This window comes from Streptomyces sp. NBC_00376 (assembly GCF_036077095.1).
Classification (GTDB): domain Bacteria; phylum Actinomycetota; class Actinomycetes; order Streptomycetales; family Streptomycetaceae; genus Streptomyces.
This window is the reverse complement of the sequence record NZ_CP107960.1, coordinates 8,536,507-8,562,785: the sequence shown is the minus strand read 5'-3', so window position 1 is coordinate 8,562,785 and position 26,279 is coordinate 8,536,507. Positions and strand designations below refer to the sequence as shown.

Sequence of the window (26,279 nt, the reverse complement as noted above, 5' to 3'; positions counted from 1 at the left end):
GGAGGCCCGCACAGAAGACCACCAGACGCAGTCCTCCGTAGGCGTCTGCGAGCCCGCACAGCCGGTCCAGGCAGGCCGCGACCGAGATGGCGGGGGTCCGCAGGGCCGTCAGCGCCACCCCGCCCAGGAGCGCCACCGGGTCAGGGTCGCGCTGTCGTGCAGCAGACAGGTGACGTTGATCCGCCGCAGCCTACGCGCGGCATTGCCGGGGGCGACGGTGGCGATCTTCACACCGAACCACCCACCGTATTCCGAGGGCCTGAGCAGTCTCTGACCGTGGGCCAGCGAATGATCGCGCGCGGCACGTCGCCGTCCGGGTCGAGCCCCCTGGCCGGCACTTCCCGGACTGCGGCGACGGCTCCGACCGGGGCGCGCGAACACGTCCTCCTCGTCGAGCATTGTCGTCATCGCAGCACGAAGCCCGGCAGGAGGCTGTCGTCGGGTTCGACGGTGAAGCGGCAGGTCCCGGTGGCGTACGCCGTGCCCGTCACGGCCGGGACGACCGCGGGGACGCCGTGGCCGGTGGTCAGGTGGGCAATCCGGGCGCGGAAGACGGATCCCACCGCTGACTCGTTCCGCAGTTCGTCACCGGGGTGCAGTTGTCCGGCGTCGGCGAGCAGCGCGACCCGTGCGGCGGTGCCCGAGCCGCACGGGGAGCGGTCGACCTCACCGTCCGCGAACACCGTGACGTGACGGTGGTGCACCGCCGGGTGCCGTCGGGCCAGTGCGGCGGCCTCTTCGGTGAACACCGTCCCGTAGACGCCGGACAGCCGGGGAACCTGCGGGTGTTCGGCGGCGCCGGCGGCGTTGAGCGCGTCGCAGATCTCGCGGCCCGCCGCGATGGGCTGGGGGATGTCCTCCGGTCGGACCCGCAGCCCGAACCGCTCCACCGGAAGCACGGTGTACATGGCGCCACCGAAGGCGATGTCGACGGTGACGGCCGCGCGAGGTTGCCACCTCGACCCCACGCGCGTGGACGCAGCCGGGGACGTTGATGAATGTCACGTCCGCGACCCGGCCGCCGACGGTGCGCACGCTCGCCGTGACACGGCAGGGAGGTACGTCGATCACAACGTCCCTCGTTCCGTCGGCGGACGCCGGGACCAGGCCCGAGGCGACCGCCCAAGCGCCGAGGTCGATCGCGCCGTGGCCGCAGGCTGTGGAGAAGCCGTCCTTGTGCCGGAAGAGGGCGCCGAGGTGGGCGTCGTCCGGCGGCATCAGGAAGGCCCCGTACATGTCGGCGTGGCCGCGCGGTTCGCTGCACGGCAGGGCCCTCGTCCACTGAACCTCGTCGCCGGCCATGGCGGCCGTGCGCCGCTCGGCGACGGTGAGCCCGGCCCCGGTCACGGCTGGCGGGGCCTGCTGCACGATCCGGAACGGTTCGCCCCGGTGTGCCAGTCCACCGTCTCGATCGGCACGGTGCCCAGCGGCCCGCGCGCCACTGCCGTCTCCGGCCTCTCCGCCCTCCCGTGCCCTTCCGAAATGTCAGCCGCCTTCGGTCTTTCCAGTGTCACCCGCATCACGCTCCCTGATGTCACGACATTCCGTGGGCCGGTCCGTCAGGCGGTGTCCGGACAGGTGGGCGCGATGGACCGGACACCGCACGGGCGGCCGGCCCATCGCACGACCGCTCAAGCGGTTCACACAGTGAACCCCGCCGGGTAGGGGTCCGTGGGATCGAGCAGGTACTGCGCGGTCCCGGTGATCCAGGCGCGGCCGGTTACGGAAGGCAGTACGGCGGGCCGGCCGCCGACCGTGGTCTCTGCCAGGATCCGGCCGGTGAAGCGGGAGCCGATGAGGGACTCGTTGACGAAGTCCCGCCCGGTCGGTAGCAGCCCCCGCGCGTGCAGTTGGGCCATCCGGGCGCTGGTTCCCGTCCCGCAGGGCGAGCGGTCGAACCACCCGGGGTGGATCGCCATGGCGTGCCGCGAGTGCTCGGCGGTCGAGCCTGGCGCCTCCAGATAGACGTGGTGACAAACGTCTATGGAGGGATCCTCCGGATGCGCCACCGGGTTCTGCGTGTTGATCGCCTCCATGACGGCCAGGCCCGCGTCGAGCAGCCGGTGCTTCTCCTCCCGATCGAAGGGGATGCCGAGGTCCTCGGTGCGCACGATGGCATAGAAGTTGCCGCCGTAGGCGATGTCGTAGCGGACCGGGCCGAAGCCGTCGACCTCGACGACCTGGTCCAGCCCGTGACTGTAGGACGCTACGTTCTCCAGGGTGACCGACTCGGCGCGGCCGTCCCGCACAACGACCCGTGCCGTGACCAGCCCGGCGGGCGTGTCCAGGCGGATGAGGGTCTCCGGCTCGACCACCTCGACCATGCCCGTCTCCACGAGAACCGTCGCCACGCCGATCGTGCCGTGCCCGCACATGGGCAGGCAGCCGGAGACCTCGATGTACAGGACGCCGAAGTCGGCGTCGGGCCGGGTCGGGGGCTGGAGTATCGCTCCGGACATGGCCGCGTGCCCGCGCGGCTCGCACATGAGCAGGGTGCGCAGCTGGTCGCGTTGCTCGACGAACAGCTGCCGCCGCTCGGCCATCGTCGCGCCCGGCAGGACGCCGACCCCGCCGGTGACAACCCGGGTCGGCATCCCCTCGGTGTGCGAGTCGACGGCGTGGTAACAGGCGACCGAACGCATGTCAGTTCACCCCGGCGTCGATGAGGACCTGGGTGGCGGCACGTACGAGGGCTTCGGTCTCCGGGTCCAGCGCCTGCCGGGGCGGACGGCAGGCACCGCCGGTCCGGCCGATCATGTCCTGGCCGAGCTTGATGGCCTGTACGAACTCGGTTTTGCTGTCCCAGCGCAGTACGGAGTGAAGTCGGCGGTAGAGGGGGATCGCGGTGTCGAGATCGCCTGCCAACGAGGCGTTGTAGAGGGCGAGGCAGGCGCGCGGAAAGATCTGGGGGTAGCCAGCGACCCAGCCCTTGGCGCCGGCGAGACCGACCTCCAGGAGGGTGTCGTCGGTGCCGATCAAGAGGTCGAGCCCGGGGGCGAGCTCGCTGATGGCATAGCACCGCCGGACGTCGCCGGAGAACTCCTTCACACCCACGATGAAACCCTCGGCATGCAGCTTGGCCAGCAGCTCCGGGCGCAGGTCGACCTTGGTGTCGATGGGATTGTTGTAGGCGGTGACGGGGAGTCCGGCCGAGGCCACCATCCGGTAGTGCTCGAGAACGGCGCGGTCGTCAGCTCTGTAGGCGTTGGGCGGCAGGCACATGACGGCCTGGCAGCCGGCGTCCTTGGCGAACTGCGCGTGCCGCTTCGCCTCGACCGCGCCGTAGGCCCCGACGCCCGGCATGACGGTGAAGCCCTCGGGGGCGTTCGCGACGGCGGTCTCCACGACGCGGTCGCGTTCCTCGTAGGTCAGGGTCTGATACTCGCCCAGCGAGCCATTCGGGGCAACGCCGTGCAGGCCCTGCTCGGCGAGCCAGGCCACGTTGTCCCCGTAGGCGCCGTGGTCGACGGCGAGGTCGTGGTCGAACGGGAGGCTGGTCGCGACGATGACGCCGTGCCAGGGCATGCGGTTCTGGGTCATTTGAACTCCTCAGGTGTGATCGGTGGTGGACTCGTCGAGACCGACGAGCCCACCGAGGGTGGCGGGGGTCGCGATCAGCCGTTCCGCGGGCGCGTACGGCTGATCGCGGGCCACGAGACAGTGCACGGCGGGCCCGCAGATCCCGCCCTGGCACCACCCCATGCCGGCTCTGGTCAACTGCTTGACTTGCCGGTGGTCGGATGCCGATCCGTCGGCGCAGGCGGCCCGGACCGCCCCTGCGGTGGCCTCTTCGCACCGGCAGACCAGCGTGTCGTCGGTCAGCCAAGAGGACCAGGCCGTTGGCAGAGGGTACGCCTGTGCCATCGCACGGACGAAGGCACGGTGCCTGGCCACCTCGGCACGCTTCGCGGCCAGGCGCCGGGCGTTCGGCAGGCCGGGCGACCGGAGGTAGGTGAGCACCGGCACGGCGGCGATCGCGCCCTCGCTCACCGCGAGCACGGCACCGCCCACGCCGCAGGTCTCGCCTGCCGCGTAGAGCCCGGGCACACCGGTGCGCTGTCCTGGTCGACGGCGGCGGCCATGGTGCTGTCGCCCGCGTCGGCGAGGTCGCAGCCGAGGGGAATGAGGAGGTCGAGCTGGGGTGCGAAGCCCCAGCCGACGCCCACGGTGTCGGCCTCGATCCGGCGCTCCGTACCCGGGCTCGGGCTGCCGTCGGCATCCAGGGAGGCGACGCGCACCATGGCGACCCTCCCGTCTCCTTCGGCGCCGACGATCGCGGTGCGGGTACGGACCGGGACGCGGTGCCGGGCGAGCGTGCCCGCGTACCGCGCGGCCTCAACCCACTTGGCGGGGTTGCGCAACAGCGGTACGGGGTGTCGCAGCCAGGCCGAGGGCGCAGCCGCCTCGCACACGGCGGCGACCTCGGCCCCGCGTGCAGCGAGGGCCGCGGCGACCGGCAGCAGGAAGGGGCCTGTACCGCCGAGCACCACCTGGCGGCCGGCGGCGACTCCCCCGCCCTTGAGCAGCGACTGGAGACCCCCGATGGTGAGCACGCCGGGCAGGTCCCAGCCGGGGAAGGGCAGTTGGCGGTCGTGGGCGCCGGTCGCCACCAGCAGTGCTGGTGCGCGCAGCACCACGGCGGTCTCCTCGGGCGCCCGGCTCCGGTCCATGGCGTGGACGGCGAACCCGTCGCCCTCACGGGCCGTGGTCCACACGTGGTGGTTCAACAGCAGCGTGAGCCGGCCGGTGCGCGCGTGGGCGGACAGTGTCGCGCACAGCGCCCGGTACGTGGGCAGTCCGTGGTGCAGATCCGTGGTCGGGATGGCGTGGCGCGCCTGTTGCGGGAGGTGGCGCGAGAACTGGCCGCCCGGGGCAGCGCCCGAGTCGATGAGAAGGACACGCAATCCGCCGTCCAGGGCGGTGGCGGCAGCCGCCATGCCGGCCGGGCCGGCACCCACCACCACGAGGTCACCGGATTCACTCATCGTCGCCCTCCCCGGTCGTGATGGCCATGCCCGTGCGGGCCTGCACGAGGCAGTGGACTACGTTGCCCTCCCCCCGACTGGTCGTGCCGGCGCCGACGGGCCCCCGGTCGAGAACCGTGACGCCGAAGCCCGCCGCGGCGGCGTGGAACGCGCATGCAGCGCCCACGATGCCCGCGCCCACGACAACGACTTTCATAGCCACCCCTCAGTGCAATGTCACATGCTACAACTAGGCTATACATCGGACTGATCCGAAGGCAACGCCGCCGACCGGGTGATCTTCGCCCGGCGCCCGACGACGGCGCGCTGCCCACCGTGCACACAGGGAGATGAATCGTTGTGAACCTGACCGGACACTCGATCCTGGCCGGCCGTGACGCCCCCGGTACGGGGGCCGCCTGGCACGCGATCGCCGCCGCGACCGGCGAGCCGATCGGCCCTCCGCTCCGGGACGCGTCGGCGGAGCAGATCGCCGAGGCAGCCCGGCTCGCCGAGGCTGACGCCCGCGCCTTCCGCGCCCTGCCGATGGAGCGCCGGGCGAGCTTCCTCGACGCCTGCGCGGAGGAGATCGAAGCGCTCGGCGACGCCCTTCTGGAACTTGCGGCCCACGAGACCGGGCTCTCTTCGGTCCGGCTGGCCGGTGAACGGGGGCGGACCTGCGGGCAACTGCGCCTGTTCGCCGATCTGGTCAGAAGTGGAACCGCGCTCGGTGCCCGGATCGACACCGGGGCCTCGCGAACGGATGTACGGCTGCGCCGGATTCCCGTCGGTCCGGTAGCGGTGTTCGGCGCGAGCAACTTCCCGCTGGCGTTCTCGGTCGCGGGCGGAGACACCGTGTCCGCACTGGCCGCCGGCTGCCCCGTGGTGGCCAAGGCACACCCGTCCCACCCGGGCACCAGCGAGGCGGTGGCCCGCGCCGTCACGACGGCCGCCGCGCGCACAGGCGTGCCGGCCGGTGTGTTCTCGCTACTGGTGGGCCGCGGCAACGAGGCCGGTCTCGCCCTGGTCGGTGATCCACGGATCGCTGCCGTGGGCTTCACCGGCTCCCGGGCCGGCGGGCTGGCGCTGATCGCCGCCGCGCAGTCCCGCCCGTCGCCCGTCCCGGTCCACGCCGAGATGTCCGCAGTCAATCCCGTGATCGTGCTCGACGGGGCCCTCGCCGAGCCGGGACCGGCGGCCGAGGGATACGTGGCGTCGCTGACCAACGGCGCGGGGCAGTTCTGCACGAACCCCGGCCTCCTGCTGCTGCCGGCCGGGCCGACGGGCGACGCTTTCCTCTCCACCGTGACTCAGGCCGTGGCGAGTTCGGAGGGCCAGGTCATGCTCACCCCGGGAATCGCCCGGGCGTACACGGAGGGGGTGCAGCGGTGGGCGGCTGTCGAAGGGGTGCGGGAGGTGGCCCGGGGCACAGCCGGGGACGGTCCGTACGCGCCCGCCCCCGTGGTCCTCGAATGCGACGCGGCCACGTACACCGCGCACGAGGATCTCACCGGCGAGGTCTTCGGCTCCGCGGGGCTCATCGTGCGCTGGTCCGGGACGGAAGAACTCCTCTCCCTGCTGGAGAATCTGGAGGGCCAACTGACGGCCACCCTGCAGGCAACTGACGCCGACCTGGCCACGGCGCTGCGACTGCTGCCCGTGCTGGAGGAGCGGGCGGGCCGCATCCTGTGGGGCAGCTGGCCCACCGGGGTCGAGGTCTGCCACGCGATGGTGCACGGGGGGCCGTGGCCCGCGACGAGTTCACCCGGAACGACGAGCGTCGGCACCCTCGCCATCGAGCGCTGGCTACGCCCGGTCTGCTACCAGTCCTTTCCCGAGCCCTTCCTGCCCCCCGAACTCCGCGACGACAACCCCCTGCGGGTCCCCCGCCTCATGAACGGCGCCCACCTGACCCGGTAAGCCAGCGGACCGTCCGCGCCCGTCAACTGCAGGCCCCGGCCTGGGCCCGTCCCTACAACTCATGGATCAGCTGGTCGTCCGCCAGCGTCGTCGACTGCGGCTCAGGCGTCTGGACCGCCTCGGCCTCGGTCATGTTCGTACAGGTCGTCGGTGCATCTTGCTTGTGAAGTTTCGCCGTGCCCTTGAACATTCGATGGTTGTGCCGCGAGGGTGTGTTGATGCCGCATGGTCTCGGCAGGGGTGAGGTAGCCGAAGGTCTTGTGTTTGCGTAGGCGGCGGTTGCAGAAGGTCTCGATGAAGGTGAGGGCCTCGGCACGGGCGGTGGCCCGGTCGGGCCAGGTGCGGGCAGCCCGCGGCAACAGCGCCAACTTCTCGACCGCCGGATGGCCGGCCACCGGCCTCGGCAACAAGGGACATCTCCGGCCACGTCGTCGAAGGCCATCACGGTCTTCGGGCCGCCCAGTCCCGTTCGACGTCGGCACCCGAAGCGTCAAAGTCGCCAACGTTTCTCCAGGGCGCCGAGAGCGTTTGGTTCGATTTCGCGCAGACCAGAGGCGGTCACAACGACCATGGCGGGCGCAACAGGTGTGGTGCACGGACGTGTCTCTCGGGTCGTCTGCTTCGCCGGACAGGACCCACGATCGGCTGCCTTGTTGATCACTCGGCTCAGCCGGCGAGGATGCTGTCTGCCCCGCCGGGGCGGGGCAGACAGTTGGGCCGTCAGGTGGTCTTGCCGCTCTGGCCGACGATCCGGGTGATGGTGAAGTGGACGAACTCGGCAGGGCGCACGGGTGCGACGCCGATGTCGCAGACGACCTTGCCGTCGTTGGTCTCGGCATTGTTGTCGGTGGCGTCGCAGATCACGTAGAACGCCTCGTCCGGTGTGCGTCCCACGAGGGCGCCCTGTCGCCACTGGTCGGTGAGGAACGAGGTGACGGAGTGCCGCAGCGACGCCGACAGCCGCTCGTCGTTGGGCTCGAACACCGCCCATGTCTAGGACTGGCGGATGGAGTCGGAGAGGCAGGAGACCAGGCGGCGGACGTTTAAGTCGCGGGTGGTCGCCCTGGTCCGGGCGCCCCACATGAGCAGGCCCCTGTCCTGGAAGTCCCGCAGGCAGTTGACGCCCTTCGCGTTCAGTTCGCCGTGCTGGTCGTCCGTGAGGAGGGTTTCGATCTTCGATGCGCCGCGGAGGTTCTGGTTGGCGGGGGCTTGAAGACGCCTCGTTCGGCGTCGGTGCGGGCCCAGACGCCCGCCACGTGGCCGCACGGCGGCACGGTGCGCTCGACGGCGCCGATGCCCGGGACCGCGATCCACGGGTAGTACAGGGTGGTGAAGGCGGCGGCGTCGGAGTCGCGCGAGTCGAGGGTGTCGACGAAGGCATCCACCTGGGCCGAGGTCGGCCTCGATGGCGGGCCAGTCCACGCGCGGCTTGGGTATCGGTTCCCAGCCGGTGACGATGCGCAACTTCTCGGCCCAGGACGCGCCTTGCGGGAAACCGGCAGCCACCGGGTCCTCGCGGTGGCTGATCACGACAACAGCCCGTGGGCCGTCGGGGGACGCGACCATGCCACACCCGACCCAGCGGTTCCGGTAGCCCCAGCCTCGCATCTCCAGCAATTCCCCAGCCCCGAAGGGCTCGACCAGCGGCAAGCCGGTGCGTTCGCTGAGCGACGGATCGACGAACCCGCCCGCTGCCAAGTTCCGGTGCTGCCCCGCCCAGCGGCCGAATTCCGCGACGAGTTCACGCAGATTCGTGCCCGGCGGGGCCTCCAGGATGATGGGTTCATTCAGATTAGGGGGATTCCTGTTGATTAGGCGCCAGACGCTGTTGACGAATGCATTGGTTCCCACGGCCGACAGTCAACCTCATGCCACTGACATCCCTGCGGTGACCAGGCCCGCCACAGGCCGCGCGTCCGGGGGCATCGGGGTCGTCCTCCTCGGGCAGCCAGAGATTCGGTGCTCTCGACCAGGACTCCGCGTTCAAATCGGGCCCCGGCGCGCACGAGGGCAACGACGTGGGGTGCACTCAGGGCCCGTCACCGCTGCTGGGCGGACTCGACGAGATTGAAGACCATGGCGAGTTCGGCGGCCGCACTGCCGGCGCCCCGGGTGACTTCGTGCGGAGCCTGACCGTGGCGAAGGTGGACTCGATGGGATTCGTGGTGCGTAGGTGGATCCAGTGCTCGGCGGGAAAGTCGTAGGACGCGAGCAGCTCGTCCGTGGCGTCGGTGATCTTCTTGACGGCCTTGGGGAAATTCGCCCCATAGGTCTTGGCGAACGCGGCGACGGCATTCAGCCCATGCTCGCGGTCTTCGGCGTTGCAGATCTCCCGCAGGGCCTTCATCGCGCCGGGCCGAGCGGAATTCGGCAGAGCGTTCGCAACGTTGGCGATCTTGTGAACCCAGCACCTCTGGTGCCGGGACTCAGGGAACACCTCGGCCAGGGCCTTCCAGAAGCCGAGCGCCCCATCACCGACTGCGAAGACGGGCGCACGCATCCCACGCCGAGCACAGTCGCGCAGCAGATCCGCCCAGGAGTCGGCTGATTCACGGCAGCCGTCACTCATAGCGATCAGCTCCTTGGCGCCGTCCGCACGCACGCCCATCAACACGAGCACGCATGACTTCGCCTCGCGCAGGCGTATGCGCAGGTGGATGCCGTCGGCCCAGACGTATACGTAGTCGCTGCCCGACAGGTCGCACCCGCTGAACGCAACGTGGTCAGCCTGCCACTGCGGGGTAAGCCGGGCGATGGCGGCCGGGGACAGGCCGACCGCCGAGCCGAGGGACTGCTCGAGTGCGGGCACGAAGTCCCCGGAGGACAGGCCATGCAGATAGAGCAGAGGCAGCACCTCGCTGATCTCCGGGGACTTGCGGCACCAGGGCGGCAGGATCGCCGAGGAGAACCGCTTGCGCTCGCCGGTCGTCTCGTCGATGCGCTTGTCGGTCACCCGTCCGACGGTGCAATGTCGGCCTACTCGATGACCAGAAGTCGATCATTCGGGAAGGTATGCCCTTCGCGTCCGCTCCGAGGTCGATCCACAGGTCATGAGCACTACTCGCTGTTTCATGCCGGACCCATATAGCGGTTCATATGCCATATTGCGCACGTAATCCCAACGAAAGGCATGCCATGAAGTTCGCAGTCATCGGCGGTACCGGGCTGATCGGGGCGCAGGTCGTCAAGGATCTGAACGCCGCCGGACACGAGGCGGTACCTCACTCGCAGTCCACCGGAGTGGACGTCATCAGCGGCCAGGGACTGGACGAGGCGGTGGCGGGGGCCGGCGTCGTCGTCAATCTGACGAACTCCCCGACCTTCGACGAAGCGTCCCCGGCCTTCTTCCGGACCTCGATGGACAACCTTCTGGCCGCGGCCCAGAAGGGCGGCGTCGGCCACTTCGTCATCCTCTCGATCGTCGGCACGGACCAGGTCCCGGAGCTGGACTACTACCGCGCCAAGACGCTCCAGGAGAACATCCTCGCGGCCGGGCCGATCCCCTACTCGATCGTCCGGGCCACTCAGTTCATGGAGTTCATGGACGCCGTCCTGTCCTGGACCACCGACGGCGACACCGTCCGGCTGCCCGCCACTCCGATCCAGCCGATCGCGTCCAAGGACGTGGCCGGCGCGGTGGCGGAGGTCGCCGCGGGCGCCCCGCTGAACGGCATCCGCAACATCGCCGGCCCCGAGATCTTCAGCCTGGACGAGCTGGGCCGGATCACCCTCTCCCACAAGGGCGACGACCGCACCGTCGTCACCGACCCCACCGCCGGCATGTTCGCCGCCGTCAAGGGCGACGTCCTCACCGACAAGAACGCCCACCTCGCCCCCACCCGCTACACCGACTGGCTCTCCTGACATCCCCGCCTCCCGCGTGTCCTGTCCCAGCCCGGCAGTCTTTCCGTCGCACGCGCAGGGTGTCGCGCCTTGAGCCGGATGGGAATCCGGCTACGGTCCCCCGATCCCACGTCAGGCGGGACTCACATACAGCCCTTCGATCCCGGGATAGACGGGCCGCGGCTCTCGGGGTGGGACGGGCCAGTGGACGTCGCGACGGTCCACCACCCGCATGGTGCTGGATGCGCCGGTGCCGGTGAGCCGGGCGGTCCGGATTGTCACTGAGTGGACAGGTGAAGCAGATGAGGGAGGCAGATGATCTTGGATGTCTATGAGGCGGTCACGAGCCGACGGGCGGTGCGCGGGTTCAGCGACCAGCCCGTTACGAGGCAGGTGCTGGAGCGGGTCCTGTCCGCCGCGGCTTGGGCCCCGTCCGGATCGAACGTCCAGCCGTGGTGCGCCTACGTGGTGACCGGTAGGCCGCTGGCCGAGCTCAAGAGGCGCGCCGGTGAGCGTGTGGCGGCAGCCGACCCCTGGGACGAGCGGGAGTACGAGATGTACCCGCCCGCACTGAAGTCTCCGTACCATGAGCGCCGATCTACCTTCGGCCATGAGCGCTACAGCGCACTTGGTATTGGGCGCGTGGACTGGGAGGCGCGCCAGAGGGCTGCTGCCGCGAACTGGGACTGTTTCGGCGCGCCCGCCGCACTGTTCTGCTACATCGACCGCGACATGGGCCGGCCTCAATGGTCCGACGTCGGCATGTATCTGCAGACCGTCATGCTGCTGCTGCGCGCCGAAGGGCTGCACAGTTGCCCGCAGATGGCGTGGTCGGTGTATCGCAAGACTGTCGCGGAGATCCTGTCACCACCGGACGAACTCATACTCTTCTGCGGCATGTCAATCGGGTTCGAGGACGCCACGGTGGGTTACACCCGTACGGGCCGGGCGCCGCTCGATGAGACCGTCACGTTCGTCGAGGGGTAGATTGGCGACTGCGTGACGATCACGGCCGGCCGGGACGCCATTCTGATCGCGACGACACCGGCTTCCTGACTCGATCGCGAACTCACACCCCTGAGTTTCCAACTGGTCATCAGGCCCTTCTGTGTGAGCGATGCGTGAGCGGATGGCCGATCACGAGTCGTCATGAGGCGGATCGCACCTCAGGTCCGGACTCACCCACCACACCCTCACCAGGACTTCGCACCGGGCAGGCGAACTCTTTCTGCTCAGCGGCGCGCGCTTGTGCGATGGGCAGGTCATCCATTGACTGCAGGAAACCGTGCCGACACAGCACCGACAGCGGCGCGGGATTTCGCCGCAGTACCGCCGTCGCCCCCATCCCGTTCGCCGGGCCCTCGGCGCTGGACGGGGTGTGACGCGCTGCGGACGGCGTGGTGGCATGGGGGCATGGAGTTGCTGGCGTTCGTCGCGGTAGCGGAGGAGGGCGGGCTGCTTCTTCTGCGCCTCCGCCTTCGCCATCGGCTCCGGTCAGCAGTTCGCCGGACTAATCCGGGTGCGCCTGGACACCCCGGCCCGGCGGAATATCAGCTGACACCAGGCGCCGGCCCCTCGGCCGGACTCATTCCTCGGCCCGTTGGGTGATGGACGCCTCGGTACGGTCGCCCAGGAATTCGTACCACCGGCGCTCCAGACAGACATAACGCACATCGGCTTCGACGAGGCTGAGGAAACCGGCCACGGTTTCGGACAGACGTTGCTGCAGCCCCGGGTCGATCAGCGTTCCGTCCTCCGCGAAGGCCTGGTAGCTGTTGGCAAGGCTGAACATGTCCGGGTAGACACGGGTACCGAGGTGCTCCAGGGGGACCCTCAGCGCCCACAGCCCTCGGTTGCCGCCGACCAGGGACGGTGAGGCGGAGACAAGCATCGCGTGCTTGGTCTTGAACGGCTGCGGCCGCACACGCGAGACCCAGTCGATCGCGTTCTTCAGCAGGCCCGGCACGGAGGCGTTGTACTCGGGGGAGGAAATGACGAAGGCGTCGGCCTGTTCGATCCGGTCACGCAGCAAAAGAGCGCCGTCCGGCAGCCCTTCGGCGGCCTCCGCGTCACCGTCGTACAAAGGCATGCCGAAATCGTGCATCGCAGCGTGGTCGACGGTGGCGCCGGTGTCGGAGATCAGCCGGGCCACGAGCGACGCGAGGCGGGCGTTGGATGAATCGGCCCGCAGTGCGGCGCCGAAGACGAGCACCCGCAGCGGGCCGGGCCGGGCCTCCGTGGTCATGTGGTACGTCCTTCGTCGCAGGGGCTTGCGCTTGGCCCGGGCACCACGCGGACCATTGGTTCCATGGTGAGGCCTTCACCCTCCAGGGAGCCGGAAGAACTCGCCCGAAGGAGGGAGGAGCCCAGGCACCGAACCGTCCGCTGTGACTTGCGGGTCGGAGCACTTCTCAGAATCGCTTCACCACCGCGCTGAAGCTATCAGCGCTTTGATCTTGGCTAGTGGTGGTTCTTGCAGCTCGGTGCCGGATGCGGTCCTGGTCCGTGGACCCGATTGGCGCGGTGCCGCCGAGGCGGGCGCGGGTGTCGATGACGATGCCGCCGGTCGTCGTCGCCCTCTTCCGGGCCTTGGCCTGGAACTGCGGCTGCCACTGCTTCTTCACCTCGCGCTCCAGGAGCGCGGCGAGGTCCTTGCGGGGATGCTTGGCCTTGCCCGCCACGTACCGCTCCACGTGCCGCGGGGAGAGTGCCTTGACGGGACGGCGCTCTGGTTGGCCCTAGGGTCAAATCGCACGCCCGACAAGCTCGTTGTCCTCTGCCACGGCCATGGAGCTTGCCGCAGTCGCCATCGGCGTCGTCAGGGCGGAATCCCAGCTGCCGTTCACAGCCCGCCGCGTGCGCCGCATGCCGTCCGTCGGCCGAGCCCAGCCGGGGCCCGGCCCCGGCATCTCAACGGGATATCGCTCGGGCGCGCTTCCCCGGCGCGATGCGTCGAACCGCATCAACGACTACTGCGATCGAGATTCGTGCGATCAGCCGTCGCGAACACAGGGGCCGTCGGTCACGGATTCAGTCATCCATCAGTGGTAGACCGGGCAGCACCTTCTCGATGGTGATGGGGAAGTCGCGCACGCGCACGCCGGTGGCGTTGAACACCGCGTTCGCGACCGACGCACCGGCCCCGCAAATGCCCAGCTCGCCGACGCCCTTCGCGCCCAGGACGTTGGCCTTGTCGTCGTACCCGTCAAGGACGACCGCCTCGACGTCGGGGACGTCGGCGTGGACCGGCACCAGGTATTGCGCGAGGTCCCGGTTGACGAAGGCGCCGGATCGCAGGTCGACCACGGCCTCTTCTTCGAGGGCCGCGCCGGCTCCCCAGATCATGCCGCCGATCAGCTGCGAGCGAGCCGTCTTCGCGTTGAGCACGCGGCCCACCGAGAACACACCGAGCATCCGCCGCAGACGGATCTCGGCAGTGTCCGCGTCGACCCCCACTTCAGCGAAATGGGCCCCGTAGGTGTTGATCGAGTAGTCCGTGTAGTTCGGATCATCGCCCATGAAGCGGGTACCGCCCTCCGCCTCGAACTCTTCCGGATGGTTGCGTGCGACGATCTCGCTCAGCGCCTCGGACGCTCTGCCGACAACCACGTTGCCATTCGAGAACACGGCGTCTGACGGGTCCAGACCATGCAGCGGAGAACGCGTGTCGCCGCGCGCCGCGGCCAGGAGCTGCTCGCGCAGGGCCATGCACGCACCATGCACCGCATTGCTCGAGCTGGCGGCGCCCCACGAGCCTCCGGACCCCCAGCTGGTGGGAAACTCGGAACGCCCGAGCTCGATCCGCACCCGATCGGGCGGCAGTCCGAGCCCGTCGGATGCGACCTGAGTCAGGACGGTGTACGTGCCCGTGCCGAGATCGGTCATGTCCGTCCGGACGACGGCGGTGCCGTCAGCCTCCAACCGCACCCGCACTGCTGCCGGCCCTTGGAAGTGCCCGCGGATGGCGGCCGACATGCCGTAGCCGACCAACCATCGCCCGTCGCGCGCACTCGCCGGGGCGGCGGGGCGGTGCTCCCAGCCGAACCGGCGCGCGCCTTCGCGCAGGCACTCGACCAGGTGCCGGTCGCTGTACGGCACGTCTCGCTCGGGATCGATGGTGGGCTCGTTGAGGATCCGCAGCTCGACCGGGTCCATCGCCAGCGCGTGGGCCAGCTCGTCCATCGCCGACTCGACCGCCAGCATGCCCGGCGCTTCGCCCGGCGCGCGTACGTCCGTCCCAGGCGGCAGATCGAGCGGCGCAAGCCGGTGGCTGGTCAATCGGTGGGGTGCGGCGTAGAGACTGCGGGTCGTGGCGGCGGTCTGCTCGGCGTACTCCACGTCGGGGTTGGTGTGCATGGTTACGTCATGGGCGATCGCGGTCAGCCGTCCGTCCTGCTCCGCGCCCAGTCGAACCCGCTGGCTGGATGTCGGTCGGTTGCCGACGAGCTGGAAGATCTGCTGCCTGGTCATCGCGACCTTGACCGGTTGGCGCAACTCGCGAGCGGCGAGCGCCGCCAGGATCGTCTCGGCATGGACGCCCAGCTTGGAGCCGAATCCCCCGCCGACGAAGGGTGTGACGATGTGGACCCGCTCCGGTTCGATCCGAAGCGTTCCGGCGACCGAGGCCCGCGCCGCGTCGACGATCTGGCAGCTGACGTGGACGACCAGGTCCTCGTCGCGCGGTTCCACCAGACACGCGTGCGGTTCCATCGGCATCGAGAACTCGTACGGCGTCGTGTACTGCTGGTCGACCTTCACCGCCGCGCTGTCGAACCCGGCATCGAAATCGCCGACCGCAGTGTCGGTGGGGATTCCGGCGTTGACGACTTTCGGGATGTACACCTCGTCTTCCTGCTCGGCAAAGTTGAAACGTCCGCGCCCGCCGGTGTAACCGACTTCGACCAGATCGGCCGCTGCTCGGGCCTGTTCGAGGGCCGTGGCGACGACGAGTGCCACCGGCTCGCCGTAATAGTGGATGTCGGGGCCGGTCAGCACCGGCTGGGCGCGCCAGTATTCGGACGGAACGGACTCATCACGGACACCCTGGGCAGGGGCATTGTGATAGGTCATCACCATCTTTACGCCAGGCGCGCGTTCGGCGCTCTCGGTGACGATCCGGGTGATGCGGCCTTTGCCGATCGTTGCACCGACGATGAACCCGTAGAGAGGTTGGCCGGCCTCCCACTGCTCGTAGGCGTATGTGGCCCGGCCGGAGACCTTCAACGGGCCGTCGACGCGGTTCAGTGCTTGCCCGATCATCTCGTCTCCTCAGCTTGCCTGAGCCGCTTGCGCCAGCGTGCGGCACAGCGTGCGTTTGGCCAGCTCGATCTTGAAGTCGTTGTGCCCCTGCCCCGTGGCGTCGCGCATCGCTGCCTCGGCGGCGGCGCGATAGGTGACCATCGCGGCGGGACGGCCGGTCAACGCGGCCTCCGCCTCGATGGACCGCCAGGGCTTGTGCGCCACACCGCCGAAAGCCACCCGTGCCTCACTGATCGCTCCCTGATCGGTCGAGACGACAGCCGCCACGGAGACCAGCGCGAACTCGTACGATGCCCGGTCTCGCACCTTGCGGTAGGTCTGCCGACCCGACGGGGGCGGGGGAAGGAGCACGCTCGTGATCATCTCGCGAGGACGCAGCACGGTCTCGATGTGCGGCGTATCGCCCGGCAGCCGGTAGAAGTCTGCGATGGCGACGCGGCGTACCGACCCGTCGGCGTCGAGCAGCTCGATCTCCGCCTCCAGCACGGTCATCGCGACGGCCATGTCCGAGGGGTGGGTGGCGATGCAGGAGTCGCTGACGCCGAGGACGGCGTGAATCCTGTTGAACCCGCCGATCGCCGAGCATCCGGAACCGGGATCCCGTTTGTTGCAGCCCGCAGCTTTGTCGTAGAAGTAGGGGCAGCGAGTGCGCTGCAACAGATTTCCCCCGGTGGACGCCTTGTTGCGCAGTTGGCCCGAGGCTCCGGCCACCAGTGCCTCCGACAGCACCGGGTAGCGGGTACGCACTCGGGCATCGGCGGCCACATCGGAATTCGCCGCCTGGGCCCCGATACGCAGTCCGCCGTCCGGGAGCTCCTCGATCTCCCGCAACGGAAGCCGGCTGATGTCGACCAGATGGCTGGGCCTCTCGATGTCGAGTTTCATCAGGTCGAGCAGGTTGGTGCCGCCGCTGATGAACTTCGCGCCGGTTCTGGACACCGCAACGACGGCGGCCTGTACGTCGGTCGGTCGCTCGTACGTGAAGGATCTCATTCCGGGCCTCCCACCGCGATGCCGCGGATGGCCGCGACGATGTTCGGATAGGCGGCGCACCGACAGATGTTGCCGCTCATCCGCTCGCGGATCTCCTCATCGGTCAACGCGATCCGCGGCGAGGTCACGTCGGCGGTGGCGTGGCTGGGCCAGCCTGCCTCCACCTCGGCGAGCATGCCGACAGCCGAACAGATCTGGCCGGGAGTGCAGTAGCCGCATTGGAAGCCGTCACGCTCGACGAAGGCACGTTGCATGGGGTGCAGATCATCGGGATCGCCCAGGCCTTCGATCGTCACGATCTCGTCGTCCTCATGCATCACGGCGAGCGTCAAACAAGAGTTGACGCGTCGGCCGTTGATCAGCACGGTGCAGGCGCCGCACTGGCCGTGATCACACCCTTTCTTGGTCCCGCTCAGACGCAGGTGTTCGCGCAGTGCGTCGAGCAGCGAGGTCCGTGGATCCACCTCAAGCCGTTGTACTTGATCATTGACGTTCAACTCGATCGCCGAGAGTTGGGCCATCTCGCCCTGGCTCCGCCCCGCGGTGCCCGGATCCGAATCACTCATCACAGCCCGCCTTCCTCGCCGGGTGCGGGTGTCACCCTGGATATGTGTCGCCACTGTGGGGCGCGAAGCGTGGCCCACCTGGGGCCATGCCCGCCCATCATCCAGCCGGTGGGCGGGCCAGGACGGACGACACCGTCACGGGTTCACTCGGACGGTGCTGTACCTCAAGCCCGGAGGGGTAGGTGAGCGGGAGGACGCGTTCGGTCAGCTGCCCGGTGAGCTGGGCTTCGGTAAGGGCGGCTTCGGTGAGCCAGTCCGCCGCGGTCAGCTGGCCGACCAGGTGCTGCAGCTCGCCGGGACCTACCGGGACCATGGTGGCGAGAGCGTGGAGGGCGATGCCCTTGCGGCCGGGACCGAGGCGTCCCGACTCGTCGGTCCGGGTGGCCGGCGTCAGGGCGAGCAGCCGGGTGCCCGCGGTGGCCCTGGCCTTGCGGAGCTTCTTGTTCGAGACGGCCTTCTGGGCCCAGCCGGAGATCCTGGGCCGCATCATCTTCTTACCGAACGTGAACGGGCCCGTTCCGTCCTTGTAGGGCACCGGGGAGGGGACGGTGATCGGGGTGGGGTTCTCCGGCCGGGAGGCAAGCAGGTCGCCGACGGTGCCGGGGATGCCCGGCCAGCCACGGCCGGCCAGCTTCTCGACCGGGTCCTCCGGTTCGGCCAGGCCCCGCGCGGTGAGGTCCTGGCCAACGAGGTTTCCGGTGCCGGTGTGCGCGGCGCGCAGGGTCAGCGCGCGTGCTCCCTCTGTGTCGCCACGGTCAGCAGCCGGTCCACTGCAGACCTGTCGTCCATGAGGCCGCCGGGTGCGCTGCTGGTGCTGCAGGCGGGTGGCGACAGCGACCTGCTCCGGCATGCCTGGGATCCCGCCGCAGAGCGCCGTCGTAGGTGACTTCGGCCCAGGTGGTGAAGGCGCGGGCCTTGCATTCCTGGAGGTCGGCGAGCAGCGCCACATCGGGTTCGGTGCGCTGCTGGTAAGCGCGGAAGAGGCCACCGGGTTCGGTGAGTTCCTTCCGCAAGGCGACGGGCCGCAGGTCGTGTGGGACAACTCGCTGGGCGATCTTCGCCTGCGGTGGGCGGCGCCGCGCAGGTGCGGAGCGGGGCGCCGGGACCGGGCCTGCGGTGACCTGATGGTCGGAGAACTGTGGTATCAGAGTGCACCGCTCGCGCACCGTGAGCGGGGTCTTGATGTCGGTGCGGGTGATGCCCCCGAAGCCGCGTCCTTCGATGACGGGTGTGTCGCTTTTCGCGAAGGCCTTGAGGTCCATGCCGGCGCTGAAGACGCTGTTCGCTCCGGTGAGGATGCCGGCCAGGAGCTCGTCGCGGACGCGGTAACCGGTCCGGCGAGATGCTGGTCCAGTACGTCCTGAGTTCGGGCCGGGGGTCGCTCACTCGCGCGCGGGCCACGTGGTCAGTGCCCTGGGCTGGGGCACGCACAGCATCGCCCCGTTCTCCTTCCGCGGCGCCACCTCCCGGGGGGGGGCTTCACCCTGCTGCCCATGCTCAACGGCCGTGGCCACGAGCATCACGTTGAAACCCTGCGGGAAGTCGCTGGCCTCGACAACGGGTCGCTCAAGCCCGTCCTCGGTCCCCGCCATTTCATGCTGTACACCGTCATCGACGCCCACACCGCAGTGGAGACCGGCACGACCGCACGACCACCGGCAGAGTCGCCGTCGCCATCGAGGCGTGATTCCCGGGGCCCTGCAGGGCCGGGCTGTATCGGCCGGCCCTGCTGATCGGGGGCCAGGACCACAGGGATCGAGTGGGGCGCACCCGGGGCGGGCCCCACGCGCGATCGGCCGCCGCTGGCCCGTCGGTCAACTGCGAAGGAAGGCCAGCAGGTCGGCGTCGAACGTGTCCTTGAAGGGGGCTACCATCGACAGTCCGTGCGGGGCCCCTTCGTACACCGTGAACTTCGCGCCTTTGACGATCTTCGACGACTTCTCACCGGCGGCCACGATCGGAACGATCTGGTCATCGCTGCCGTGCACGATCCAGGTCGGAATGTCGAAACGCTTCAGATCCTCCGTCAGGTCGGTCTCGGAGAACGCTTTGACGCAGTCGTAGGCACCCTTGATGCCTACCTGCATCGACCAGAGCCAGAACGCGTCGCGGGTGCCCTGCGACACCTGGGAACCAGGTCGGTTGGCGCCGTAGAAGGGCACGCTGAGTTCTTCGTAGAACTGCGAGCGGTCGGTGGCGACGCCTTGGCGGATCTCGTCGAACACCTCGAGGGGCAGGCCCTCGGGATTGGCGTCGGTCTTCAGCATCAGCGGAGGGATCGCGCCGAGCAGGACAGCCTTGGCAACCCGGCCGGTGCCGTACTTGCCGATGTAGCGGGTCACCTCGCCACCGCCGGTGGAGTGACCGACGAGGACGATATCGCGCAGGTCGAGCTTCTCGATCACTTCGGCCAGGTCGTCTGCGTAGGTGTCGAGGTCGTTGCCGTTCCACGTCTGTGAAGAGCGCCCGTGCCCGCGCCGGTCGTGCACGACGGCCCGGAAGCCGTTGTCGGCCACCAGCTTGGCCTGCGGATCCCATGCGTCGCCGTTCAACGGCCAGCCGTGGCTGAACACGACCGGCTGGCCGCTGCCCCAATCCTTGTAGAAGATCGAAGTGCCGTCCTTTGTTGTCACGGAAGACATGCGCACAGGATCCTTTCGCTGGGTGCGGGCCGGACACGGCGACCGCGGGAATCCCGGCACCGCTGACCGTTGTGGAGCCGGTGTTTGCTGAGCCCGTGCCGCGGTCTCGTCCGCCCGCGGAGCCATGTGGGGAACCGGTCGGCTGCGGGCGCGGTCGCGGTCACGGTCACGGTCACGGTCACGGTCACGGTCACGCAGGAATGCGAACACGTACTGCCGTCATCACGCTAGCCGAACGAGTTGGTGTAGGCACTTTATGGTGAGTACCGGATGAGCAGGGGCGATCGACCTCGTGCGCAGCAGCGTGTCCAGCCGCGATGGGTGAGCGGTCGCACGGCAATCGGACAGCCCGTTCCACAAAGTCACGCTGGACGACAGTGCGGTGACCGCGGTCAGCACCTCCGGTCGGATCCGGACCTTCCCTCGGAACGCGTCCAGAGAATCAGGATCACCGGCGGCCCGGCCTACCCGGGCCGCCGCCGCTGAGCGCACCGCCTCCCCCACGATGACCGTCCTCGTGATGTGCCGATGTGCCGTCAGCCAGCCACGCGGGGGCGGCCTCGCCCCAGCCTCGTGCCAGTCCGTAACACCAACAGCGCCATCGCCGCCGCGACCGGGCTGACACAGCGCGTTCAGACAATGTCATTCCCGGCCGGTGCGGCACACGGTTACGCGGCAGCGCGCGCCCTCCCGCGGACTTGGCGCCGAAGCGCGGTACGGACGCGCCATGGCGGAAACACACGTACCCGCCGAATATGATGCAGGTCACACTGCTGGTCCGTCACGGTTCACCGGGCGGCCCGGTCAACAGTGTGAATCCGCACTACGGCGAGGAGAGCACATCATGGATGCGCGTCTCAACTATTTCGGCAGTGCCCTTGGGGCCAAGCTCATGAAGCACATCAATTCGGCCAACAAGGTGGTCGTCGACTCGACACTGCCGCACGCGACACAGGAACTGGTGAAGATCCGCGCAAGCCAGATCAACGGCTGCGGCTTCTGCACCGACATGCACACCAAGGACGCCACCCACGCGGGCGAGACCGCTCAGCGCCTCAACCTGGTGGCGGCCTGGCGGGAGGCCACGGTCTTCACCGACGCCGAACGTGCCGCACTGGAACTGACGGAACAGGGCAGCCGGATCGCCGACGCAGCCGGCGGGGTCACCGACGAAGCCTGGGCGAACGCCGCCAAGCACTTCGACGAAGACCAACTGGCCGCGTTGGTCGGCCTCATCTCTGTCATCAACGCCTACAACCGCATCAACGTCATCATCCAGCAGCCCGCCGGGAACTACCGGCCCGGCCAGTTCGGCTGAGTCCGCCGGACACGTCGGCGGACGTGCCGCCCGCCTCCTCGTCCCCCCTCCCCCGGCCCGGGGCCTCACCTCCGACCGTCCCGGCGAACAGGGCGGGGCGCGGTGCAGCAGCTCGCCGGCCGCGGCCAGGCCATGCAGGTGATCCTGGGGTCCGAGGACTCGACGCGCGCGAGGCCGAACGCATCGGTGTGGTCAACAAGGCTGTGCCGGACGAGGAGCTGGTCCCCTACGTCGAGCGCCTCGCCGAGCGCATCGCCGGATTCCCGGAGGCGGCCGTGCGGCCGGCCAAGCGCCGGATCAACGCGGCGGGCCTCCCGCCCAAGGAGGACGTCCAGGTCGACGCGGCCCAATTCCAGGTCCTGGCACGTGACCCTGCCAGGGCGCGTATCGAGTCATGATCAATCTGCGGGATTCGCCCTCACTGCGAAGCGTGATCCGATAGATCGTCTTTGTGTGTCCGGCGTATGTCGCCACGGTATCGCCGGGCCGGGCCGCCGGACCCCCGTACGAAGGAACAGGACCCCGGCGAGCGTCGGCCGGGGACGGTCACATCCCGAGGATGCGCCCCGACTTCGTTGACGTCGCCGCAGGCCAGGCCGGACACCATCGCCGTGCACGGGGCGAACGAGACCGGTTCCGACAGCACGGGCACCGAGCCCGTTTCGTGTCCTCATGTGCTTGGTCCGCAGGAGTCCATGCGGCCGCTCTCCCAGGCCCAGGCGGCGACCTCGACGCGATTACGGACGCCGAGTTTGTCCCGAAATGGTGGCCAGGTGGCCCTTGACGATGCTGAGGGTGATGAACATGGCGGTGGCGATCTCCCGGTTGGTGCGGCCCCAGGCGATGGCCCGGATCACTTCCGTCTCCCGTGGCGTGAGCGGCCGTGCGGGCCTGGCCGGGGACGCCGTCCGCGCCGGGGCAAGGCCGCGGAGCAGGCGCAGGGTGATGGACGGGGAGATCAGGGCGTCTCCGGCGTGTGCGGCCCGGACGGGCTCGGTGAGCAGGGCGGGGGCGGCGCCTTTGAGGCCGAAGCCGACCGCCCCTGCGCGCAGTGCGCCGTGGACGTACTCGTCCAGGTCGAAGGTGGTGACGATGACCACCCGGAGCGGGTCGGTGATTCCGGGGCCGGCCAGGGCGCGGGTGACGTCGATGCCGTCCAGTCCCGGCATGCGGATGTCGACGAGGCAGACGTCCGGGCGCAGTCGGCGGGCGAGTGCGACCGCCTCGGCGCCGTCGGCGGCTTCGCCGACCACGGTGATGTCTTCATGGTCCTCCAGGATGAGACGCAGGCCGCTGCGGATCATCGCCTGGTCGTCGGCGAGCAGGACGCGGATACTCAACGGGTCTCCTTGCCGGGGGCAGGCAGGGTGGCGCGGACCGACCAGCCGGTGTCCCGGCCGGGGCCGGCGCTCAGTTGGCCACCGAGTGCCTCTACGCGTTCGCGCATGCCTATGAGGCCGAAGCCGCCGTGGCGCCTGGGCCGGGTGCGGCCGGGCGGGGCGTCGTCGGTGACCGTGACGGTGACGCCGTCCGGGCCGTGGGTGACGTCGACGGTGGCGGAGCCGGCATGCGCGGCGTGGCGGGCGATGTTGGTGAGGGACTCCTGGACGATCCGGTGGACGGTGGTTGCCACTTCCGGCGGCCAGGGCGTGGGGTCCGTGGGCAGTCGTAGGTGCACCTCGGGTCCGTGCCCGTCGAACCGGCTGACCATTTCGGCCAGTTGCTGCCGACCAGGTGCGGTGGGAGCCGTGGTGCGACGTCCTCGGTGTCGCGCAGCAGCCCGACCACCCGACGCATCGCGGTAAGCGCCTCGCCACCGGTTTCCTCGACGCGCCACTGAACACCGGTGCAACGAGGGCGACCAGCGCCACGACACCGAGGCTTGCCACGATCGGCATCTGCACCAGGGCGAGCAGCAGGGCGGCGGCGCATTCCAGGGCGTAGCCGCCGGCGATGAGCGCGCGGGGCGGAAGTCTGTCGGCCAGTGAGCCCAGCAGCAGCGAGCCGAACAGCTGCGGGAGAAAGCCGATGCCGAAGGCCAGTGCGCTCAGCAGCGCGGAGCCGGTGGTCGCAAAGACCAGCACCGAGAACGTGGTGATCCGCAGCGAGTCTGCGGTGACGGCTACGGTGCGGGTCGAGAAGAGCAGCCGGAATCGCGGCTCGGCCAGCACCTCCCGATAGGTGGCACGGTGGTTGCCCTGCCCGGATTCGGCGGTTGGGGTCATGACGCCCAGCCTCGCCGTACGCCGATGTCACCCACCAATGATTCGTCGCTGGACGAATCGGAACAGACGTCCTTCGGTAGCATGGCGCGGTGCTCCGCTTCGAAGTCACCGTCGAAGACCTGCTGCGCAGCCGCTTCGCACTGTCACCCGCGATGGAACTCTGCACACTGCTACGCTCACTCGCCGGCCAAGACCGGCCGCTGCCGCGAGCCAGGGCCACCCGACTCCTGCCGGCCTTTGAACGGCTTCGCCGCGAGACCGAACTGAACGCCGCCCTCGCGCTGCACACCCCGCGATCCGGTGCGGACTTCATCGCCCCGCCCCCACGGGGCCTCAACCAGACCTGGGCAGAGGACCTGTCCACGATCCGGGCCACACCACTGGAAACGGCCCGCCACGAATTCGCCACCACCGCGACCGGACCGTCCGCCCGTGATCCCCGCGTACGCGCAGTGCTGGACTCGACGGACGCCGTCCCCCGGATCGCCGAGGCGATGGACCAGGCCTGGCACGAGCTGCTAGCCGCGGACTGGCCACAACTGCGCGCTATCTGTGAACGCGATGTCGTGCACCGGGTGGGTGTGATCGGTGAACACGGCTGGGCCAGGACCATCGAAAGCCTGCACCCGGGCATCACCTGGCGCGACGGCGGTATCGAGCTCGGTTTCTTCCCCCGAGGCGGAACAGTCCGCCTCGCCGGGGACGGGCTACTGCTGATCCCTTCGGTCTTCGTCGGGCCCTCTGTCGCTGCCCACCTGGAAGACCCCTGGCCCAGGACCTTGATCTATCCTGCCCGCGGCAGCGCCGCCCTGTGGGGCGAACAGGAGACCGTCCCCCAACCGGACACGCTGGCCGCTCTGGTCGGCAGGGCCCGAGTCCGGCTGCTGGTGGCGCTGGATGCCCCGGCCAGCACCAGCCACCTCGCCCGAAGCCTCGCCATGGCACCCGGCGCGGTGGGAGACCACCTCGCCATCCTGCGAGACGCGGGGCTGCTCGTCCGCGCCCGGTCCGGACGGTCGGTGCTCTACCGGCGCACCCCGCTCGGCGAGGCACTGATCGGCGGTTCGGGCTGAGGGCCCGGATCAGCACTATTCTTTGAGGCGCCGCCGGCAGATGATTGCGCAGCCGAGGGTGAGTAAGGCCTGGTGGATGTCGGCACGGATTTCCCAGCAGCCACGCAGCCGGCGGAACCAGCGCAGAAGCGCGAAGGCCGCTTCGACGACCCAGCGGTTCCTGCCCAGGCCGCTTCCGTGCTCGGTGCCGCGCTGGGCGATGAGCGGGCGGATGCCCGGCTCACGGACCTGGCGGCGGTAGTCGTGACCGCGGTCGGCGTAGAAGGCGTCGGGGCACTGGCGGGGACGTCGAGGCAGCCCGCAACGACGCCGAACAGCATGGCGTCGCGGGTGAACGGGCCACATGCCAGGCGCAGCGAGCCTTCGTCCTCGCCTTCACCGACCCCCATCGGGCCGACGACGACGTCGAGCTCGGCCTGCGCGCCACCGTACTGACCACCCGGATTGCCACCCACGTACGCGCTGCGGGAATCACCCGGGACGTGGAGGACCGCGCCCGCGTCCTGCGGACGGAGGCCGTCATTGCCGGCATCGTCTCCGCCCAGGTCATGGCCGAACTCGCCGTGTGCTCCCACCACGCCGTCAAGAACGACCACGACAAGGTCGGCACCGCGATCTCCCGACTGCGCGACCTCACCCGCGACAACTACACGTACCACGTCGACATCGCCCAGTTCATGGCCGACGTACCCATCGACCAGGTCTCCGGATCCCGGTGGCTGGACGGCGAACAGCGCACCCGCGATCGCTGGCGCGGCATGGTATCCGCACGGCAGGCGCACCATACCGGGCGCTGAACCAACGAGAAGGGGGCCGTTCCCCGCGGGCGCAGCCTCCTTCCAAAGCGCGGGGTCAGGTGGGGTTCAACGGGGTAATGCCGGTACCCGCGTACAGCTCGGGTTCCAGAAACGGGACCGTCACCGGATCCCCCGCCTTCACCGCGTGCCAGGCGATCGCAACAGCATGAGCCACCGGCCAGTCCACGGCTCTCCAGTCCATCGCATCCACCGCGTGCCCGGCAGTGAACGGAACATTCTCCGCGAACCGCAGGGACGCCGCGTGCCGGCCCGCACCCGTGACCTGCCGCTCCGCAGCAAGGACCGACAGCGAAGGGACGATGACGCCGGCCGGTACCGCGGGAGGCTTCGATGTACCGGCCGGTGAAGAAGGGATCCGCGCGGTACAGAGCGGCCAGAGCGGTGTGTCCAGGACGACCGTCAGGTTCATGCGGCGGCGCCGCCCTGATGGGCGCGGATCTTCGCCCAGGCGTCCTGCCCGCCTGCTGGACCTGCTCGGTGTACTCGATGCCGAGCTCACGGGCAGCCTCGACAGCACGCTGCTCACGCTCGGCTTTCGTGACCTCGCGGCCGGCGAGCTCTTCCAGCAGCTGGGTGATGGTGGTGCCGCGGTCGTCGGCGAGGACCCGTAGCCGGTTGCGCACTTCCTCGCTCTTGATGCTCGTCGGTTTGCCCGTAC

General features: G+C 69.4%; 26 protein-coding genes and 6 pseudogenes. 9 read left to right on the top strand and 23 right to left on the bottom strand.

Features of this window, described 5'->3' with window-relative positions:
* Positions 1-108 precede the first annotated feature (108 nt).
* The 7 genes and pseudogenes from OG842_RS38420 to OG842_RS38390 form a co-directional block, all read right to left on the bottom strand.
* Positions 109-231 (bottom strand): hypothetical protein, encoded by a 123-nt coding sequence (locus OG842_RS38420; RefSeq protein WP_266734257.1) that lies wholly within the window; start codon positions 229-231, stop codon positions 109-111.
* A 173-nt stretch (positions 232-404) separates the two neighbouring features.
* Positions 405-1,427: pseudogene (locus OG842_RS38415) on the bottom strand (proline racemase family protein).
* Positions 1,428-1,640: 213 nt separating this feature from the next.
* Positions 1,641-2,642, bottom strand: a complete 1,002-nt coding sequence (locus OG842_RS38410; protein WP_266734258.1) for a proline racemase family protein — start codon at positions 2,640-2,642, stop codon at positions 1,641-1,643.
* Position 2,643: 1 nt separating this feature from the next.
* On the bottom strand, positions 2,644-3,540 hold the full coding sequence (locus tag OG842_RS38405; RefSeq protein WP_266734259.1) for a dihydrodipicolinate synthase family protein: 897 nt from the start codon (positions 3,538-3,540) through the stop codon (positions 2,644-2,646).
* A 9-nt stretch (positions 3,541-3,549) separates the two neighbouring features.
* Positions 3,550-4,047 carry a (2Fe-2S)-binding protein gene (locus OG842_RS38400; RefSeq protein WP_266734261.1) on the bottom strand — a complete coding sequence of 166 codons (498 nt, stop codon included), beginning with the start codon at positions 4,045-4,047 and terminating at the stop codon, positions 3,550-3,552.
* Positions 3,987-4,985 (bottom strand): FAD-dependent oxidoreductase, encoded by a 999-nt coding sequence (locus OG842_RS38395; protein WP_266734262.1) that lies wholly within the window; start codon positions 4,983-4,985, stop codon positions 3,987-3,989. The genes OG842_RS38400 and OG842_RS38395 overlap by 61 nt, the downstream gene beginning before the upstream one ends.
* A gap of 55 nt (positions 4,986-5,040) precedes the next feature.
* Positions 5,041-5,181 (bottom strand): annotated as a pseudogene (locus tag OG842_RS38390) (FAD-dependent oxidoreductase); the annotation flags it as partial.
* Positions 5,182-5,324: 143 nt separating this feature from the next.
* Between OG842_RS38390 and OG842_RS38385 the strand changes: the two are divergent.
* Complete coding sequence (locus OG842_RS38385; protein ID WP_266734264.1) at positions 5,325-6,884, top strand: aldehyde dehydrogenase (NADP(+)); 1,560 nt, start codon at positions 5,325-5,327, stop codon at positions 6,882-6,884.
* 52 nt (positions 6,885-6,936) lie between these two features.
* Here the strand turns inward: OG842_RS38385 and OG842_RS38380 are convergent, their stop codons facing one another.
* The 4 genes and pseudogenes from OG842_RS38380 to OG842_RS38365 form a co-directional block, all read right to left on the bottom strand.
* Positions 6,937-7,074 carry a hypothetical protein gene (locus OG842_RS38380; protein WP_266734266.1) on the bottom strand — a complete coding sequence of 46 codons (138 nt, stop codon included), beginning with the start codon at positions 7,072-7,074 and terminating at the stop codon, positions 6,937-6,939.
* Between the two features lie 530 nt (positions 7,075-7,604).
* Positions 7,605-7,868, bottom strand: coding sequence for a phage tail sheath C-terminal domain-containing protein (locus OG842_RS38375; RefSeq protein ID WP_266734268.1), 264 nt, complete (start codon positions 7,866-7,868; stop codon positions 7,605-7,607).
* A 149-nt stretch (positions 7,869-8,017) separates the two neighbouring features.
* Positions 8,018-8,269 carry a hypothetical protein gene (locus OG842_RS38370; RefSeq protein ID WP_266734269.1) on the bottom strand — a complete coding sequence of 84 codons (252 nt, stop codon included), beginning with the start codon at positions 8,267-8,269 and terminating at the stop codon, positions 8,018-8,020.
* Positions 8,270-8,818: 549 nt separating this feature from the next.
* Positions 8,819-9,846 (bottom strand): annotated as a pseudogene (locus OG842_RS38365) (IS256 family transposase); the annotation flags it as partial.
* Between the two features lie 173 nt (positions 9,847-10,019).
* Between OG842_RS38365 and OG842_RS38360 the strand changes: the two are divergent.
* Both OG842_RS38360 and OG842_RS38355 read left to right on the top strand, forming a co-directional pair.
* On the top strand, positions 10,020-10,748 hold the full coding sequence (locus tag OG842_RS38360) for an SDR family oxidoreductase (RefSeq protein WP_266734270.1): 729 nt from the start codon (positions 10,020-10,022) through the stop codon (positions 10,746-10,748).
* A gap of 300 nt (positions 10,749-11,048) precedes the next feature.
* Positions 11,049-11,714, top strand: coding sequence for a nitroreductase (locus OG842_RS38355; protein WP_266737216.1), 666 nt, complete (start codon positions 11,049-11,051; stop codon positions 11,712-11,714).
* 598 nt (positions 11,715-12,312) lie between these two features.
* Here the strand turns inward: OG842_RS38355 and OG842_RS38350 are convergent.
* The 8 genes and pseudogenes from OG842_RS38350 to OG842_RS38315 form a co-directional block, all read right to left on the bottom strand.
* Positions 12,313-12,972, bottom strand: coding sequence for an NADPH-dependent FMN reductase (locus tag OG842_RS38350; RefSeq protein WP_266734271.1), 660 nt, complete (start codon positions 12,970-12,972; stop codon positions 12,313-12,315).
* 238 nt (positions 12,973-13,210) lie between these two features.
* A pseudogene (gene tpg / locus OG842_RS38345) lies at positions 13,211-13,435 on the bottom strand (telomere-protecting terminal protein Tpg); the annotation flags it as partial.
* Between the two features lie 322 nt (positions 13,436-13,757).
* Positions 13,758-15,986 carry a xanthine dehydrogenase family protein molybdopterin-binding subunit gene (locus OG842_RS38340; protein ID WP_266734273.1) on the bottom strand — a complete coding sequence of 743 codons (2,229 nt, stop codon included), beginning with the start codon at positions 15,984-15,986 and terminating at the stop codon, positions 13,758-13,760.
* Positions 15,987-15,995: 9 nt separating this feature from the next.
* Positions 15,996-16,979 (bottom strand): FAD binding domain-containing protein, encoded by a 984-nt coding sequence (locus OG842_RS38335; protein WP_266734275.1) that lies wholly within the window; start codon positions 16,977-16,979, stop codon positions 15,996-15,998.
* Positions 16,976-17,545, bottom strand: a complete 570-nt coding sequence (locus OG842_RS38330) for a 2Fe-2S iron-sulfur cluster-binding protein (protein WP_401878731.1) — start codon at positions 17,543-17,545, stop codon at positions 16,976-16,978. Before OG842_RS38330 ends, OG842_RS38335 begins: the two co-directional genes overlap by 4 nt.
* A 97-nt stretch (positions 17,546-17,642) precedes the next feature.
* Positions 17,643-18,395, bottom strand: a complete 753-nt coding sequence (locus tag OG842_RS38325) for a hypothetical protein (protein ID WP_266734277.1) — start codon at positions 18,393-18,395, stop codon at positions 17,643-17,645.
* Positions 18,301-18,807, bottom strand: coding sequence for a hypothetical protein (locus tag OG842_RS38320; protein WP_266734279.1), 507 nt, complete (start codon positions 18,805-18,807; stop codon positions 18,301-18,303). The genes OG842_RS38325 and OG842_RS38320 overlap by 95 nt, the downstream gene beginning before the upstream one ends.
* Before the next feature lie 552 nt (positions 18,808-19,359).
* Positions 19,360-20,187 carry an alpha/beta fold hydrolase gene (locus OG842_RS38315; RefSeq protein WP_266734281.1) on the bottom strand — a complete coding sequence of 276 codons (828 nt, stop codon included), beginning with the start codon at positions 20,185-20,187 and terminating at the stop codon, positions 19,360-19,362.
* An 844-nt stretch (positions 20,188-21,031) separates the two neighbouring features.
* Between OG842_RS38315 and OG842_RS38310 the strand changes: the two genes are divergently transcribed.
* Together OG842_RS38310 and OG842_RS38305 are read left to right on the top strand one after the other, a co-directional pair.
* Positions 21,032-21,505 (top strand): carboxymuconolactone decarboxylase family protein, encoded by a 474-nt coding sequence (locus tag OG842_RS38310; protein ID WP_266734283.1) that lies wholly within the window; start codon positions 21,032-21,034, stop codon positions 21,503-21,505.
* Positions 21,506-21,693: 188 nt separating this feature from the next.
* On the top strand, positions 21,694-21,903 hold the full coding sequence (locus OG842_RS38305; RefSeq protein WP_266734285.1) for a hypothetical protein: 210 nt from the start codon (positions 21,694-21,696) through the stop codon (positions 21,901-21,903).
* Positions 21,904-22,175: 272 nt separating this feature from the next.
* Here OG842_RS38305 and OG842_RS38300 read toward each other — a convergent pair.
* Both OG842_RS38300 and OG842_RS38295 read right to left on the bottom strand, forming a co-directional pair.
* Positions 22,176-22,809, bottom strand: a pseudogene (locus OG842_RS38300) (response regulator).
* 32 nt (positions 22,810-22,841) lie between these two features.
* Complete coding sequence (locus OG842_RS38295) at positions 22,842-23,216, bottom strand: sensor histidine kinase (RefSeq protein WP_266734287.1); 375 nt, start codon at positions 23,214-23,216, stop codon at positions 22,842-22,844.
* A gap of 317 nt (positions 23,217-23,533) precedes the next feature.
* Here OG842_RS38295 and OG842_RS38290 point away from each other — a divergent pair, with 317 nt between their 5' ends.
* Positions 23,534-23,686: a hypothetical protein gene (locus OG842_RS38290; RefSeq protein WP_266734288.1), complete on the top strand. Its 153-nt coding sequence runs from the start codon at positions 23,534-23,536 to the stop codon at positions 23,684-23,686.
* Between the two features lie 133 nt (positions 23,687-23,819).
* On the top strand, positions 23,820-24,803 hold the full coding sequence (locus tag OG842_RS38285) for an ArsR/SmtB family transcription factor (RefSeq protein ID WP_266734290.1): 984 nt from the start codon (positions 23,820-23,822) through the stop codon (positions 24,801-24,803).
* Positions 24,804-24,818: 15 nt separating this feature from the next.
* On the opposite strand, the pseudogene OG842_RS38280 reads toward OG842_RS38285, so the two are convergent.
* Positions 24,819-25,091 (bottom strand): annotated as a pseudogene (locus OG842_RS38280) (IS5/IS1182 family transposase); the annotation flags it as partial.
* 194 nt (positions 25,092-25,285) lie between these two features.
* On the opposite strand from OG842_RS38280, the gene OG842_RS38275 reads away from it, so the two are divergent.
* Entirely contained in the window at positions 25,286-25,600 is a 315-nt protein-coding gene (locus OG842_RS38275) for a hypothetical protein (RefSeq protein ID WP_266734291.1), read from the top strand.
* Positions 25,601-25,655: 55 nt separating this feature from the next.
* Here the strand turns inward: OG842_RS38275 and OG842_RS38270 are convergent, their stop codons facing one another.
* On the bottom strand, positions 25,656-26,030 hold the full coding sequence (locus OG842_RS38270) for a hypothetical protein (RefSeq protein ID WP_266734292.1): 375 nt from the start codon (positions 26,028-26,030) through the stop codon (positions 25,656-25,658).
* Here OG842_RS38270 and OG842_RS38265 point away from each other — a divergent pair.
* Complete coding sequence (locus OG842_RS38265) at positions 26,029-26,232, top strand: hypothetical protein (protein WP_266734294.1); 204 nt, start codon at positions 26,029-26,031, stop codon at positions 26,230-26,232. The genes OG842_RS38270 and OG842_RS38265 overlap by 2 nt on opposite strands.
* Positions 26,233-26,279 lie beyond the last annotated feature (47 nt).

What these genes read in the sequence shown, in the direction of transcription:
- OG842_RS38360 (WP_266734270.1), top strand. Translation starts at nt 10,020, where the DNA reads ATGAAGTTCGCAGTCATCGGCGGTACCGGGCTGATCGGGGCGCAGGTC.
- OG842_RS38310 (WP_266734283.1), top strand. Translation starts at nt 21,032, where the DNA reads ATGGATGCGCGTCTCAACTATTTCGGCAGTGCCCTTGGGGCCAAGCTC.
- OG842_RS38290 (WP_266734288.1), top strand. Translation starts at nt 23,534, where the DNA reads ATGCCGAAGGCCAGTGCGCTCAGCAGCGCGGAGCCGGTGGTCGCAAAG.
- OG842_RS38335 (WP_266734275.1), bottom strand. Translation starts at nt 16,979, where the DNA reads ATGAGATCCTTCACGTACGAGCGACCGACCGACGTACAGGCCGCCGTC.
- OG842_RS38295 (WP_266734287.1), bottom strand. Translation starts at nt 23,216, where the DNA reads ATGGTCAGCCGGTTCGACGGGCACGGACCCGAGGTGCACCTACGACTG.
- OG842_RS38265 (WP_266734294.1), top strand. Translation starts at nt 26,029, where the DNA reads ATGCGGCGGCGCCGCCCTGATGGGCGCGGATCTTCGCCCAGGCGTCCT.
- OG842_RS38405 (WP_266734259.1), bottom strand. Translation starts at nt 3,540, where the DNA reads ATGACCCAGAACCGCATGCCCTGGCACGGCGTCATCGTCGCGACCAGC.
- OG842_RS38315 (WP_266734281.1), bottom strand. Translation starts at nt 20,187, where the DNA reads ATGTCTTCCGTGACAACAAAGGACGGCACTTCGATCTTCTACAAGGAT.
- OG842_RS38350 (WP_266734271.1), bottom strand. Translation starts at nt 12,972, where the DNA reads ATGACCACGGAGGCCCGGCCCGGCCCGCTGCGGGTGCTCGTCTTCGGC.
- OG842_RS38410 (WP_266734258.1), bottom strand. Translation starts at nt 2,642, where the DNA reads ATGCGTTCGGTCGCCTGTTACCACGCCGTCGACTCGCACACCGAGGGG.
- OG842_RS38320 (WP_266734279.1), bottom strand. Translation starts at nt 18,807, where the DNA reads ATGGACCTCAAGGCCTTCGCGAAAAGCGACACACCCGTCATCGAAGGA.
- OG842_RS38395 (WP_266734262.1), bottom strand. Translation starts at nt 4,985, where the DNA reads ATGAGTGAATCCGGTGACCTCGTGGTGGTGGGTGCCGGCCCGGCCGGC.
- OG842_RS38270 (WP_266734292.1), bottom strand. Translation starts at nt 26,030, where the DNA reads ATGAACCTGACGGTCGTCCTGGACACACCGCTCTGGCCGCTCTGTACC.
- OG842_RS38340 (WP_266734273.1), bottom strand. Translation starts at nt 15,986, where the DNA reads ATGATCGGGCAAGCACTGAACCGCGTCGACGGCCCGTTGAAGGTCTCC.
- OG842_RS38325 (WP_266734277.1), bottom strand. Translation starts at nt 18,395, where the DNA reads ATGCCGGAGCAGGTCGCTGTCGCCACCCGCCTGCAGCACCAGCAGCGC.
- OG842_RS38380 (WP_266734266.1), bottom strand. Translation starts at nt 7,074, where the DNA reads ATGTTCAAGGGCACGGCGAAACTTCACAAGCAAGATGCACCGACGACC.
- OG842_RS38330 (WP_401878731.1), bottom strand. Translation starts at nt 17,545, where the DNA reads ATGAGTGATTCGGATCCGGGCACCGCGGGGCGGAGCCAGGGCGAGATG.